Origin of the sequence: Agrobacterium bohemicum (assembly GCF_002896715.1) — a bacterium.
Classification (GTDB): Bacteria; Pseudomonadota; Alphaproteobacteria; order Rhizobiales; family Rhizobiaceae; genus Agrobacterium; species Agrobacterium bohemicum.
Genome location: NZ_PGEL01000025.1, coordinates 58,386 through 72,243, shown reverse-complemented (window position 1 = coordinate 72,243; position 13,858 = coordinate 58,386). Strand labels below are relative to the sequence as shown.

At 56.4% G+C, this 13,858-nt stretch carries 14 protein-coding genes and 1 pseudogene; 9 read left to right on the top strand and 6 right to left on the bottom strand.

Annotated features, from left to right (window positions below; translation table 11 throughout):
• Positions 1-48 precede the first annotated feature (48 nt).
• Both CUC55_RS12490 and CUC55_RS12485 read right to left on the bottom strand, forming a co-directional pair.
• Positions 49-1,122 carry an ABC transporter ATP-binding protein gene (locus CUC55_RS12490; RefSeq protein ID WP_103088065.1) on the bottom strand — a complete coding sequence of 358 codons (1,074 nt, stop codon included), beginning with the start codon at positions 1,120-1,122 and terminating at the stop codon, positions 49-51.
• A gap of 209 nt (positions 1,123-1,331) precedes the next feature.
• Entirely contained in the window at positions 1,332-2,036 is a 705-nt protein-coding gene (locus CUC55_RS12485; protein WP_067647583.1) for a GntR family transcriptional regulator, read from the bottom strand.
• Between the two features lie 101 nt (positions 2,037-2,137).
• Between CUC55_RS12485 and CUC55_RS12480 the strand changes: the two genes are divergently transcribed.
• Genes CUC55_RS12480 through CUC55_RS12470 form a run of 3 tightly spaced genes read left to right on the top strand, consistent with a single transcriptional unit; the run spans position 2,138 to position 4,712 of the window.
• Complete coding sequence (locus CUC55_RS12480) at positions 2,138-3,295, top strand: LLM class flavin-dependent oxidoreductase (protein WP_067647580.1); 1,158 nt, start codon at positions 2,138-2,140, stop codon at positions 3,293-3,295.
• Entirely contained in the window at positions 3,295-4,185 is an 891-nt protein-coding gene (locus tag CUC55_RS12475) for an aldo/keto reductase (RefSeq protein WP_067647577.1), read from the top strand. Before CUC55_RS12480 ends, CUC55_RS12475 begins: the two co-directional genes overlap by 1 nt.
• Positions 4,185-4,712 carry a flavin reductase family protein gene (locus tag CUC55_RS12470; protein ID WP_103088064.1) on the top strand — a complete coding sequence of 176 codons (528 nt, stop codon included), beginning with the start codon at positions 4,185-4,187 and terminating at the stop codon, positions 4,710-4,712. Before CUC55_RS12475 ends, CUC55_RS12470 begins: the two co-directional genes overlap by 1 nt.
• 24 nt (positions 4,713-4,736) lie before the next feature.
• Here the strand turns inward: CUC55_RS12470 and CUC55_RS12465 are convergent, their stop codons facing one another.
• Positions 4,737-5,753 carry a YeiH family protein gene (locus CUC55_RS12465; protein ID WP_103088063.1) on the bottom strand — a complete coding sequence of 339 codons (1,017 nt, stop codon included), beginning with the start codon at positions 5,751-5,753 and terminating at the stop codon, positions 4,737-4,739.
• A gap of 106 nt (positions 5,754-5,859) precedes the next feature.
• Here CUC55_RS12465 and CUC55_RS12460 point away from each other — a divergent pair, with 106 nt between their 5' ends.
• Entirely contained in the window at positions 5,860-6,738 is an 879-nt protein-coding gene (locus tag CUC55_RS12460) for a LysR family transcriptional regulator (protein WP_103088062.1), read from the top strand.
• A gap of 70 nt (positions 6,739-6,808) precedes the next feature.
• Here the strand turns inward: CUC55_RS12460 and CUC55_RS12455 are convergent, their stop codons facing one another.
• Positions 6,809-7,081: a hypothetical protein gene (locus CUC55_RS12455; RefSeq protein ID WP_157940950.1), complete on the bottom strand. Its 273-nt coding sequence runs from the start codon at positions 7,079-7,081 to the stop codon at positions 6,809-6,811.
• Between the two features lie 20 nt (positions 7,082-7,101).
• Between CUC55_RS12455 and CUC55_RS12450 the strand changes: the two genes are divergently transcribed.
• The 5 genes from CUC55_RS12450 (at position 7,102) to CUC55_RS12430 (ending at position 11,189) form a co-directional block, all read left to right on the top strand.
• A complete protein-coding gene (locus tag CUC55_RS12450; protein ID WP_425352826.1) occupies positions 7,102-8,055 on the top strand; it encodes an alpha/beta fold hydrolase in 954 nt (317 codons plus the stop codon).
• Positions 8,056-8,252: 197 nt separating this feature from the next.
• A complete protein-coding gene (locus CUC55_RS12445) occupies positions 8,253-9,275 on the top strand; it encodes an ABC transporter substrate-binding protein (RefSeq protein WP_067647559.1) in 1,023 nt (340 codons plus the stop codon).
• Positions 9,276-9,324: 49 nt separating this feature from the next.
• Positions 9,325-10,092, top strand: coding sequence for an ABC transporter ATP-binding protein (locus CUC55_RS12440; RefSeq protein ID WP_067647556.1), 768 nt, complete (start codon positions 9,325-9,327; stop codon positions 10,090-10,092).
• A gap of 7 nt (positions 10,093-10,099) precedes the next feature.
• Entirely contained in the window at positions 10,100-10,942 is an 843-nt protein-coding gene (locus CUC55_RS12435) for an ABC transporter permease (RefSeq protein WP_245417758.1), read from the top strand.
• Positions 10,943-10,961: 19 nt separating this feature from the next.
• On the top strand, positions 10,962-11,189 hold the full coding sequence (locus CUC55_RS12430; protein WP_280953211.1) for an alcohol dehydrogenase catalytic domain-containing protein: 228 nt from the start codon (positions 10,962-10,964) through the stop codon (positions 11,187-11,189).
• Positions 11,190-12,066: 877 nt separating this feature from the next.
• Here CUC55_RS12430 and CUC55_RS22735 read toward each other — a convergent pair.
• Positions 12,067-12,186 (bottom strand): annotated as a pseudogene (locus CUC55_RS22735) (IS3 family transposase); the annotation flags it as partial.
• A 43-nt stretch (positions 12,187-12,229) separates the two neighbouring features.
• The gene (ggt, locus tag CUC55_RS12420) at positions 12,230-13,825 is read right to left on the bottom strand and encodes a gamma-glutamyltransferase (RefSeq protein ID WP_103088057.1); all 1,596 of its coding nucleotides are present in this window, start codon (positions 13,823-13,825) and stop codon (positions 12,230-12,232) included.
• Between the last annotated feature and the right edge of the window lie 33 nt (positions 13,826-13,858).

Below are 13,858 nucleotides of genomic sequence, written 5' to 3'. Positions count from 1 at the left end.
GATGTTTGTGTCGCGCGGTCCAATATCCTCCCCGCATGATATCAAGGCTTAGACTGCGCGTTCTGTCTCTACGTCGAACAGATGGATTTTGCCGGGATCAACGCCGATTTTCAAAGTCTCGCCAGCCTTGATTTGCGTCTCCGGCGGCATGCGCGCCGTTAGAATCTCGTTGCCTATGGCGAAATGAACCAGAGTGTCAGACCCCAAGGGTTCGACAACCTGAACCTTGCAGGTCAGCGATACCTGAGACACATCCGCGCTAAAGTGCTCGGGGCGAATGCCGACAACGAATTCTCTTCCTTCGACAGCACCGGCATGACCGGACGCCTGAAGCGCCGAGATCGGCAGATAATCGCCGTTTGAAAAANCCAGATTGCCGCCAGCGGTCTTGGCTTTNGCAAAATTCATCGCCGGTGAACCGACGAAACCGCCGACGAAAACACTGGCCGGGCGATTATAGACCTCATCCGGCGTGCCTACCTGCTCGATTTCGCCACCCTTCAGGATGACGATGCGATCCGCAAGCGTCATCGCCTCGACCTGATCATGGGTAACATAGATGATCGTTGTGCCAAGAGCCTGATGCAGCTTCTTGATTTCGGTTCGAACTTGCCNACGCAATTTGGCGTCGAGATTGGACAGCGGCTCATCGAACAAAAACACCTGCGGGCGGCGCACGATGGCGCGCCCCATGGCCACGCGCTGGCGCTGGCCACCTGAGAGTTGTCCGGGACGCCGATCCAGCAAATGGGAAATGCCCAGCATGTTGGCGGCGTCATCGACCCGCGCTGCCGCCTCGCCAGCAGCGATACCCCGCACCTTAAGGCTGAAACCCATATTTTCACGAACGGTCTTGTGCGGATAAAGCGCGTAGTCCTGAAAGACCATGGCGATATCACGCTCGCGTGGGNCCAGCCGGTTGACGACGCGATCGCCGATCCTCACCTCACCGCCGGTGATGGTTTCCAGACCGGCCACCATGCGCAACGTGGTGGATTTTCCGCAGCCGGAAGGACCGACGAAAACAACGAACTCCCCGTCGTTGATCTCCAGATCAATTCCCTTGACGATGCGCAATGCGCCGTAACTCTTCTCAAGCTTTGTAAGCTTAACTGATGCCATTCCTAATCACCCACCCTCGGCAACGTTGCTCCGAGGCTCCTCTTGTGAGAAAGCATACGTCATGATTNATGGAAATCAATGGTGTATCAATTTAATTTATTCCGTTTAAATTTGAAATTTATGCTTTGATTTCTCGGCGTAATTTCGGATTTTTTNAAAACACGAAATGAGACAAATTGATTTTGATCATATCGAGCGGCCGTTGAAACCTATCTGAGGCGGTTGACATAGCGGGCGACGCTCGGGTTATACCATGTGTGAGAAACCTCAGCTGTCATGCCTTCATGGGAAGAGCTTATACGTAGGACATGAGGGACCGGCTCACCGCATTTCGGATTGAAGGCTTCCGGTGACCAGTCCGGAACGTGGCCAAGGTCGATATGGTCTTCCGCTTTCGCTATCCATAACCCCAGCCGCGTCCGGTAATAGAGATAGAGCGATTCTGACAAATCCTCGGCTGCGACGTTGTCTATGTAGGAGCCGTCGAGCCATATTTCTTCAATGGCGGCAGTCTTCCCCGCGATCCGCCTCAGCCGACGGATGCGATGCCCTTCACAGGAGGCTCCGAATGATGGCAGTTCTTCTGGCTTGACCTGGCGGCTGACGCTGAGGATTTCCGCTGTTGGGAAGCCCCCACCGGAGATCAGCTCCAGGCGAAACATGGCATAGACGCTTTTGGGATCCGTGACCGCGCGAATATAATTGCCCGACCCCTGAATCCGCTCCAGCAATCCGCGACTGTGAAGCTCGGCAAGGGTCTTTCGCAACGTTCCGACCGCAATCCCAAGGGTATTGGCCATCTCACGCTCCGGTGGAAGCTTCTCTCCGTCTATCAGGCGACCGGCAGTTATATCACGCACAAGCGTCTCTGCGATCTGGAGATACACCGGCAGACTTCCTCTAGAACTCCTCATTCCCAACCCCTCCCGGCCAATGGTAGAAAAAATTGATACATTATTGATTTACTAAATAGCGGATGTTAGTTAAATGAGCAACGTCCTGTGAGGAGGATTTCATGACGATTGTGCCTGTAACGTCTGCTGATCTTGATGCTGCCGAAGTGTCATGGTTCTCAGCGCTCTGCTCCGATGACTACGCCTATATGGGGGTTCCCGATGGTTCGCTGCGTTCGAGTTGGGACCATTGTTCCTCCATCGTCAAGAAAGCCGAAGAGCTTGGCTTTCGCAATGTTCTGTGTCCATCTTCCTATCAAGTCGGGCAGGATACGCTGAGCTTTGTCGCGGGCTGCGCTCCCATTACAGACAAGATCAATATGCTGGCTGCGATCCGCTGTGGCGAGATGCAGCCCATCATGCTGGCCCGCACGGTGGCCACGCTCGACCATATGCTCAAGGGTCGCTTGACGCTGAACGTCATCAGCTCCGATTTTCCCGGCGAAGTCGCCGACAGTGCCTACCGTTACCGCCGCAGCCACGAAGTGGTGGAAATTTTGCGTCAGGCATGGACACGCGAAACAATCGACCACGACGGAGAAATCTATCAGTTCAAGGGCGTCTCGACTGAACCTGCCCGCCCCTACCAGCAAAATGGCGGGCCTCTGCTGTATTTCGGTGGCTATTCTCCAGATGCTTTAGAGCTTTGTGGTGCGCAGTGCGATGTCTATCTCATGTGGCCGGAAACCAGGGAACAGCTTGCCGAGCGCATGCGCGCCGTTCACGCGCGCGCAGAAGCGCACGGTCGAACGCTCGATTATGGTCTGCGCGTTCACATGATCGTTCGCGATACCGAAAAAGAAGCGCAGGAATACGCCGAACATCTCGTTTCCAAACTTGATGATGAGTATGGCCAACTGATCCGCAACCGCGCTCATGACAGCATCTCGCTCGGCGTTGCGCATCAGGCAAAAGCACGTGAACTGGCGGACAAGTTCGGTTATATCGAGCCCAATGTTTGGACAGGGATCGGACGCGCCCGCTCAGGCTGTGGCGCCGCACTCGTCGGATCGACTGATCAGGTCATGAGTGCAATTGAAGACTACAAGAAGATGGGAATTCGTGCCTTTATCTTCTCGGGCTACCCGCATCTGGATGAGGCCGAACATTTCGGTCGCAAGGTCCTGCCGCAGTTGAAGACCTGCTCCCTGCCGCATGTGCACGGGCGTGTGCCTGCCTCAACACCAGCAACACCTCTTGGAAATGGAGACCGTCACTGATGGATCGCATCGAACTCACATCTGACCTTTCGCTGAGCCGTATCGTCTATGGCATGTGGCGGGTAGGCGATGACGCGGACACCTCCGCGGCTCATGTTCAGGCCAAGATCGAGGCATGCCTTGCACAGGGCATCACGACCCTTGACCAGGCCGACATCTACGGTGGCTACACCGCCGAGGCAATACTGGGCGAAGCTTTCAAGGCATCACCCTCGCTGCGCGACAAGGTCGAAATCGTCACGAAATGCGGCATTGTCGCACCGGCAGGTCGCCATTCGTCGGCGCGCGTCAAGCATTACGACACATCGGCAGAGCATATCAATGCCTCCATCGAGGCATCGCTGCGCGACATGGCAACCGACCATATCGACCTATTATTGATCCATCGACCGGACCCAATGATGGACCCGGACGAAACCGGTGCAGCGCTCGATGAGTTGGTAGCATCTGGGAAAGTCCTCAGCGTTGGTGTTTCAAACTTCCGCCCATGGGACTTTTCGCTGTTGCAAACGCACATGGAAAGTGAACTGGTCACCAATCAGATCGAACTCAGCCTTGGCGAAACATCGGCCTTCACCAATGGTGATCTCGCCTATCTTCAGGAACGGAACCTTGCCGTTATGGCCTGGTCACCGCTTGGTGGCGGGTCGTTGATGACGGCGGACGGCGCTCTTGCCGATGCCATGACAAAAATCGCTGCCGCCCAGGGTGTCGATAGCGCTGCAGTCGCCGTCGCATGGCTGCTTCGGCATCCGGCCAAGATTCTCCCTGTCCTTGGAACCAACAACCTTAAGCGCATCGCTGCAATCTCCCAAGCAAGCCAGGTGGTTATGGACAGACAGATGTGGTTTGAGCTCTACACTTTGGCAAAAGGTCATGAGGTGCCCTGATGACATCCAACAACAGCATGCCTTCCCATGATGAACACAGGTTCGTTCCGGACGCTGCAAACGCACGCAGCTTTCGCACTGCCCTCGGAANTTTCCCGACCGGCATCACGGTCGTGACCGCGCAGACGCCGGGCGGGCCAATTGGAATGACGGTCAACAGCTTCTCTTCGGTCTCGCTTGATCCGCCGTTGATCCTGTGGTCCCCGGCCAAAACGTCATCCCGACATGATTTCTTTGCAGGCGCCACCCATTTCGCAATTCACGTCCTCGGCGCCGACCAAGGCGATTTGAGCAGCCGCTTCACCCGTGGCGGGCTTGGTTTCGAGGAGTTTTCCTGGGACGAGAACCCCGAAGGGGTCCCTATCATACCCGGCACACTGAGCCGTTTCGAATGTGAGCGTGCCTCAATCTACGACGGTGGCGATCATTCCATCCTGTTGGGCCGCGTCTTACGAGCAGCCCATCGCGATGGAGAACCTCTGTGCTTTGCACGCGGGGCACTGGGCCGGTTCGCAGTCGCGTCTTGAGACGCGGCGGCAGAACCGAGTCTCTCACGGCTGAAGCGCAGCGATCACGACGAAATAGCTGACCGCTATGAGCAGAAGCAGCGAAATCGATGAAGCAAGAATGACGCGCCCACCGGCACTCGCCACCGTACGAATATCCACCGAAAGCCCCAATCCGGCCATTGCAACGACCGTCAGCCCACTTGAGATCGTCAGCAGTATAGTCACGACATCGGATGGGATGAGACCCAGCGACCGGATGACCACGACAACCATGAAGCCGATGATGAACCAAGGGACGAGATGACCACGGGAAGTGGTTCGCCCCGCACGCCGGGCGGCCCTGCCTTGGAGAATACCCAACGTAAAGATCACCGGTCCGAGCATGAGGACGCGTAGAAGTTTGATGACAGTTCCCGTCTGGACGGCAACCAGACCTGCGGGGGTGGCGGCGGCCAGAACTTGTGGAACGGCGTACACTGTCAGACCGGCAAGCGCACCGTATTGCGCAGCCCCAAGGCCTGCATACACGTAAAGGAGTGGCAGAAGAAGAACAGAGGCGACACCGAGCACTGCCGTGAAGGCGAGCGCGGAGGCAACTTCATCAGAATTGGCTTCAATCACCGGCGCCACCGCGACGATTGCCGAATTACCGCAGATTGAATTTCCGCAGGCAATCAGCATCGCAAGCCGTGGTGACAGGCCGAGCAACCGGGCCACAGCAAAGCTCACATAGATCGAAATGGTGACGATCGCCACGACTGATATGATCAACGTCAGACCTGCGCTCCTAATCGTCGCAAAACTGATCGATGCGCCGAGGAGGACAATGGCGATTTCCAGCAACGTCTTGGAGCTGAAACTGATGCCGGGCCGCCAGGCGTTTCTCTCAGACAATACGGTGCGGGTCATGATGCCGAGGATAATCGCAAAGACCAATGCCTCCAGAAACCCGGCACCGAACAGAGCATGTTGAACACGCGCCAAGAGGTAGGCTGCAACTGCAACAGCAACGCAAACAGCAAGGCCGGGAATAATCTGACGTGTGCGGAAAAANCTCATAATGTGCTGTCTCAAGTGATAATTTGTGACAGTTTTTTCATCTAACTTAATTTACTTCCATCGAATAAAATTCTACGTTTCATTCGGAAAAACAGAACGATTTCCTATGACTTTCGAACAACTCGCAATTTTTGTCGCTGTCGCTGAACGTGAGCACCTGACCAAGGCTGCTGCTGCGATCCATCTGACGCCCTCAGCGGTGAGCGCATCGATCCGCAATCTCGAACAACACTACGGTGTCGAGCTTTTCCACCGGATCGGGCGCCGCATCGAACTTACGCCGACAGGTCGCATTTTTCTGGAAGAGGCGCGTACACTTCTCGCACGGTCACGATCGGTCGAACTCATCCTCAGCGAGCTTGGCGGCATGCAACGGGGTTCGCTCAGCGTTTTCGCCAGCCAGACAATCGCCAGCTACTGGCTGCCACCGCGTCTGATGGAATTTCACAACAACTTTCCCGGTATAGAGTTGACGTTGACAATCGGGAACACACGCACCGTAGCGGATGCGGTTATTAGCGGCGAAGCCGATATAGGCCTTGTCGAAGGTGAGCTTGATGAACCCGCGCTTGCAGCGTCTATCGTCGCGCATGACGAACTGGTCGTCGTCGTCGGCCCCTCCCATCCATGGGCGAGTAAAAAAGCCCTTGCAGCCGACGACATACGAGAAGGACGATGGGTTATGCGCGAAGTGGGCTCCGGCACCCGTTCCGCTTTTGAGGAAGCCCTTGAGGAAATGGGCATAAAAGCCAGCACCCTGCATACGGTGCTGGTCCTGCCATCGAATGAATCAATTCTTTGCGCCCTGCTGGCAGGCAGCGGCGCGACCGCCGTGTCAAGACTTGCCGCCCAGCAATATATCGAAAGCGGCAGGTTATGTGAGGTCAACTTCCCGGCGCCGNTCCGTGAATTCCGTCTTCTCAGACACAAGGAGCGTCATGCCAGCAAGGCCGCCCTGACACTTCTCGACATCTGTCATCAATGACGTGTCAACTCAATGTCTGATACGCATCTCGACACCCAATTCCAAAACGTCACGGAGACTATCTGGCGCCTTATTTCCCGTCAGATGGCAGAAAGGCGGCTGGATTGATCATCACTCTACCGACATGTTGTGCTGCCGCGAAATAAGCGAAGGTCTCAGAGGGTGTCATTGAAAGCGAATGTTTCCTCACCGCCGTTTCGGTCTTGGCCGCCTCTGTCGCAAGCCAACCGTCCCGTTTAATATCCACATCGATATTGAAGATGTCAGGACGAAACACCCCTTTAATCCAACTGCAGAACTGACCGCAAACGACGCGGTTGCGGTGACAACGGCGTGTCGACATCTTGATCACCGCATTGCTGGATGTCGCAGCGGTCGCGCCCAACACTCAAGCTGGAACGAAAACAAATGTATAGAGGCGCAAACGACCTATTCCACGGCTTCGAAGATAAGCGCATCGAGACGCCAGATGTTGATTTNGCTGTCCTGATTGCTGGTACTGGCCCTGTGATCCTGCTGTTGCACGGCTATCCAGAAACTCGCTCGGCGTGGCATAGAATTGCGCCTGCTCTGGCTGATGCATACACCGTGGTCATTCCTGACCTGCCGGGCTATGGCGACAGTCGCGTCACTGGCAATTCGCAAGGCATGGGCTCCAAACGTCGCATGGCGAAAAGCCTGCATGAAATGATGGTGGCAATGGGACATCAGCGATTCACGGTCGTTGGACATGATCGCGGCGGGCGGGTTGCCTATCGGATGGCGCTGGACTTTCCAGAATCCGTCACAGCGCTCGTTTCGGTCACTGTCGTGCCAACGCCGGAAATGTGGGAAGGTGCCAGCAAGGCTTTCGGCATGGGTGCATGGCACTGGTTCATGATGGCCCAACCGGCACCTCTGCCTGAAACGCTTATGGCGGCAGATCCAGGTTTCCTCATCGACCTCACACTTGGCAAGATGGCGGAAANTATTGAACTGATCGATCCTTTGGCGCTGGAAGACTACAGGCGCGCCTTCGACAATCCCGACGTTCGCCACGCCATGTGCCAGGATTATAGAGCTGGTGCCACAGTTGACGAAGCTGACGATCTTGCCGATCGCACTTCTGGCCGGAAANTCCAAATCCCAGTTCTGGTACTTTGGGAAAAAGACCGCCTCTATGGCGGAGGTCGCAAGCCTCTCGACATATGGGCTGACTGGGCAAGCAAGATCGAAGGAAGGGGCATCGGTGGCGGCCACCTGCTACCGGAGACCGCCGCTACTGAAGTGCTCGAAGAACTCTTGCCATTTCTTGACAAGACTGTGAATGCCCCATGAAAANCGGAAACGACTGATTGTGCAAGATTCAAATGACGGTTTACCAAGCCTGCGATGCCGCTGACCTGACAAAAAATGTCATCGACCTGCCTTAAAGGCATGGGAGACATCATCATTGTTCGTTGTCTTCCTTTTCAGTCGGTGGCAATGAAGGCGTATGGCGCTTCAGACACGTCATGTTTGGGAAGGGAATTGGAATGAACGTATTTTTGAGCCGCCGTCAGGCGCTTATCGGCATGGGCGCTCTCGGCAGCGCGGCGGCCTTCGGCCTACCCACCCGTGCCGCAACACGCAATCTCGCAGTCCTTCACCTCGCCAGCCACGCGCCAAGCTTCATCGCTTTCGAGCGCGGCTACTACAAGGACGCCGGACTGGATATCGAGCTGAAATTCTTCGAAGCCGCCCAGCCGATGGCCGTGGCAATTGCTTCCGGTGATGCAGATTTCGGTGTGACTGCGATGAGCGGTGGCCTTATCAGCCTTGCCCAGAAAGATGCCATCAAGGTTATTGGTGGCGCATTGACCGAGGAGAAGGGCGTCACCGGCGCGATCATCCTTGCATCCAACAAGGCCTATGACGCCGGCCTCACGGACCCTTCGAAGCTCTCCGGTAAAAGCTTTGGCATCACAACTGCGGGCTCGTCATTCCACTTCATGGCCCACAAAATTGCAGTCGCAAACAATATCAAGCTGTCGGACATGCAGTTGCGCCCGCTGCAGAAGCTGGGCGCCATTGTCGGCGCATTGACCACAGGTCAGATCGACGCCTGGGCGATTCAGCCGAATGTCGCGAAGAAAATGATTCGCGAAGGCGCTGCCAAACAGATCGGCCTGGTCTCTGATTACGCCCCGGATTACCAGGTCACGACCGCTTTTACCTCGACCAAGAATGCCGCCAGTGAACGCGAGATGACGGCAGCCTTCGTCAAAGCGTATTCGCGCGCGATTGCAGATTACAACGCTGCTTTTGTGGACAATAAGGCTGACGACGCCGAACGTGATGCTCTGGCGAAGATCGTCCACAAATATGTTGAAAGCGACAGCCCTTTCGAAGCGGCCAAGCAGAATCTGGTCGATGGTGCCATGCGCATCAACGCCGATCTCGCACTGTCGCTTGGCAGCTGTGTCGAACAGCTCGACTGGTTCAAGGCCGAAGGCATGGTCAAGGACGCGATTACCCACGAACAGCTGTTCGACACGTCCTACGTCAAGACGATCTGATCAGCCTGCTATTTNCGCGAAGGCCTCACGGCCTCCGCAGGGAGGACCCATGGACCTGAAGCTGAAGAACATCAGCCATTCCTACGGAGCCGTGGAGGTTCTGAAAGACATCTCGCTCGACATACCGCAGGGCCAGATCATCTGTCTGGTCGGGCCGTCCGGTTGCGGCAAATCAACCCTGTTGCGATTCCTCGGTGGTCTAGAACGCCCAAACTCAGGCGAGGTTTTGCAGGTCGGAAATCCTCCGCCGGGCTCCCTCAACCCTCTCACTTATGTCTTCCAGCATTTTGCCCTGCTGCCTTGGCGTACGGTCGAAGGCAACATCCGGCTTGTGCTTGAGGACCATGGTATCAGTCGGCGAGAGATGGAGGAGATCGTCACAGATGTTCTCGACCGAACCCGCCTGTCGGACTTCCGAAAGGCCCTTCCGAAACAGCTTTCGGGTGGCATGCGCCAACGCGTGGCGATCAGCCGGGCCCTGGCGGTCCGTCCCGCTGTCATGCTGATGGACGAGCCGCTTTCGGCACTCGACAGCCAGACACGCGAGCTCTTGATGGATGACCTGATCTCGCTGTGGACACGGCAGCCGTTTACATCCGTCTATGTTACCCACAACCTCAACGAAGCGGTCCGGCTGGGCCACCGTGTCGTCGTGCTTTCCCGCCGCCCCGGCCAGATCAGAGCAATCGTTGATATCGACATCCCTCTATCCGATCGACATCTCGGTGATCCCGTGCTGGAAGAAAAACAGAAACAGCTTTGGGACCTGATGCGCGACGAGGCGATGGCAGCCGACAAGGAGTTGGTCAATGTCTGACGTAACCATGCTTGCCAATACGCCCGAAGCAGGCAGCAGCGACAGGACGGACAGCAAGACTGCGCCGATTCGTCCAGTGGCATTTCGAGGCGGCGGCTTTGCGCCGATCCCGGTGCGCGGCGTGGGCATCGCCGTCTTCATCTTTTTGATCGCGCTTGCCGAAGTCGGCACCCGCAGTGGCTTCATTTCCAACCTGACACTGCCGAGACCCTCTGCAGTGCTCGAAACCTTCGTGCAACTCTGGCAGACCGGTCTTTTGTGGAAACACCTGCTGCTATCGTTGCAGCGGCTGTTCGTCGGCGCAGTCATGGGCATCACGGTTGGCATATCGGTCGGCGTCCTGATCGGCCTGTTCAGCTATGTTCGCGCTGGCTTGGTGCCGGTGGTCGCCGCGGTGTTTCCGATCCCGAAGATCGCGCTGCTACCGCTCTTCGTCATCTGGTTCGGCATAGATGAAATGTCGAAATACGCCTTGATCGCTTTCGGCACTTTCACGCCGACCGTTGTCGCAACCTATGGCGCCGTCGATAATGTCGATCGCACGTTAATCCGCATGGGCCAGAGTTTCGGGCTGAGTTGGTGGTCCATCATTCGCAAGATCGTTCTGCCCGGGGCTTTCCCCGCCATCCTTTCCGGTCTGCGCGTGTCAATCTCGATCGCCATCATTCTTCTTGTCGCCGCGGAAATGCTCGGCGCGCAATATGGTGTCGGTTCCTATATTCTTGAAGCAGGCTCGCTATATGACCTCGAAANGCTTTNCGCTGGCGTCACGATCCTTTCGGTCATGGGCTTGATCGTTAATTTTGCAATCGGACAGGTCGAACAGCGCTTTCTCAGCTGGCGCGGCTGACACCATTACCGTTGACGAGGTGCTGATCCGTGTGCATTCTGCTGGCATATGCGGCACTGACCCTCATATCGCACAATGCACACCGGGCTACAAGTCGATAGAAAGCGCCATACCAATCACCATCGGCCATGAGTTTNCCTGGACGATAGAACGAGTTGGCACCGATGTTCCAGTTAACGCTATCGGAACCCGAGTGACCGCATGGGAGAGGTTTGATGGCAGCCGCCATTCTCGCACTCTGGAATGATTATCCGTCCAAGCTTGCGGAAGAATACGAAGCCTGGCACACATTCGAGCATGTTCCAGAGCGACTGACAGTTCCTGGCATGCGTGCTGCCCGCCGCTACCTGTCTTCAGCCAACAGTGAAACCTACTTTACCCTTNACGAGCTCGAAGACCTCAACGTCATCGAGCACCACGCCTATCTCGACCTCGTTCGCAACCCAACTCCTTGGTCGCTCAAGATGCGTCGGTATTTCTCGAGCGTCCTTCGTATTCCCGGAGTGGTAACGTCAGCAGGCGGAAACGGAATAGGTGGGGCCGCACTCGTACAGGCCTATTCTGTTGGACGCGATGAAGCGCATGCATTGGCATGCGAGTTAGAAATCGTTTTGCAGCAACTCACAGAGAAAGCCCGCATACTTGGGTTCCGATTGGCGCTTGCCGCGCCGAACCAAATATATGATGTTTTTCCTCAAGACGAACCGACCGATCCTGATACGGTCGACATCGTGGTCATTGCGGAGGGGAGTTCCGTAGGGGCACTTGCCACGCTGCAAAATGCGTTGACCCAGAAGATAATGTTGATGCTTCAACCTCGCACCTGTCTTCGCAACGACATTTNCCATATGCTTACCAGCTATCGAGGCGACGAGTTTCCAAACCACCGATCTCAGCTTACCGTAGACGAAGTATCAAATATTTGGGTCGGATAAGAGTTTAGCGTCCCGTCATGGCATGGACGGCAGATTTTATATACGTTCCCCTTGCCAATTTCACCATCATCGGTTCGCGCCCNGATGGCAGCACATGCTCCTCTCCTTGAACGCCGGGCTATGGTTCCAGCTCTTCCGTCTCGCCAAGGCATCTCCTCAATAGCCCCGAGTTTCGTGGACACCCCAGGGTCAAGTTGTCTGCTGTTTTTCGAAGACGACTGGCGACAGCATTCCGTTTCTGACATGCTTGCGGTTGGGGTTGCAGAACATTTCGACGTAGTCGAACACTTCGTGGCGAGCCCCATCGCGGCGTGTACCTAGCTATGACCACTTCCAGCAAGAAACCAAAGGGTCAATAACCCAGTGCAACCCCGTCCTTGCGCGATTCCGATGCGCCTGAAAGCGTTCCGTTCTCCCAGTCGATGCGGATCACCTGTGCGCCACCGATAGGGTCTTCCGTCGGCACGATCTCAAAGCCGCGCGCTTGAAGTTCCGCAATGGTCGAAGCCGGAACCGTTTGCTCCACCTCGATCTTTGGCGCAAGCCCGCTTGCAGGCACGAAACGCGGCAGGTCGATGGCATCCTGCATGTCCATGCCATAATCGAGCACCTTGGACATCAGATGGGCGTGACCCATGGCCTGATAGTAGCCTCCCATCACGCCGAAAGACATTTCGGTACGGCCGTTGCGCGTCACCATGCCCGGGATGATCGTATGCAGCGGACGCTTTTCTGGCGCGATCATATTGAGGTGGCCGCGCCTCAGCGAGAAACTCTGGCCACGGTTGTGCAGCATGACCCCCGATTTCGGCGCGACAATGCCGCTACCGAAACAGTCGAAGATCGAATTGATGAAGCTCACTGAATTGCGCTCTGAATCGATCACGGAGATATAGACAGTATCGCGGTGGCGCGGCAGTTCAAATGGAGGCAAGTCCGCAATCGCCTGCTTAAGATCAATCATGCCGGCAAGCCTGCTGGCGAATTCCTTGGACAGCATTTCCTCGACGGGGACATCGGCCTTGGCAGGGTCCGCCAACCACGCATCGCGTGCCGCATAGGCAAGCCGTGTCGCCTCGGTTTCGATGTGCATGCGATCGGTCGCATCCGGCGCGCCTGCGGCCTCGAAATGCGACAGGATGTTGAGGATCATCAGCGCAATGATGCCTTGCCCATTGGGTGGGCATTCGTGGATTGTGTAATCGCGGAACGTCGTGGTGATGGGCGTCACGTACTCGCCCTCGGCATTGGCGAAGTCCTCAAGCGTATGAAGCCCACCGAGAGAGCGCAGTCGCTCCACCATATCTTCGGCAACCGGCCCGCGATAAAACCCGTCACTGCCTTCGGCAGCGATCCTACGGAAGGTGGCGGCCAATTCCGGCTGACGGTGCATCTCGCCAATGCGCGGCGCGCGGCCCCGTGGCAGGAAAATGCGGGATGCGGCCTCGTCTGCCTCAAGCAGTTTCTCTTCCTTAACCCAGTCGCGATGCACACGCGGCGAAATGGCATATCCGTTTTCGGCAAGAGCAATTGCGGGCGCCAGAACCTCGGAAAAAGGAAGGCGACCATGATCCGCGTGAAGTCGCGTCCAGGCGTCGATGGCTCCGGGAACGGTAACAGAGGAAGGGGATTGACGCGGGACCTCGGTCAGGCCGCGCTCCTCGAACCAGTCCACCGTCAGGGCTGCCGGTGTGCGGCCCGAACCATTATAGGCGATCACGTCGGCTCCGCCCTTCGGTGCATAAAGCGCGAAACAATCGCCGCCAATGCCGGTCGATCCCGGTTCGACGACGCATTGGACAGCGCAGGCCGCAATGGCAGCGTCCATGGCGTTACCACCTGCNTGCAGGATGTTGATTGCCGTCAATGTGGCGGATGGGTGTGATGTCGCGGCCATTGCCGTGGCGGATACGGCGACCGATCGCGTCGGCGTCTCGAAATTGCGCATTGCCTTTTAGTCTCCGTTATATGCAGTCATAGA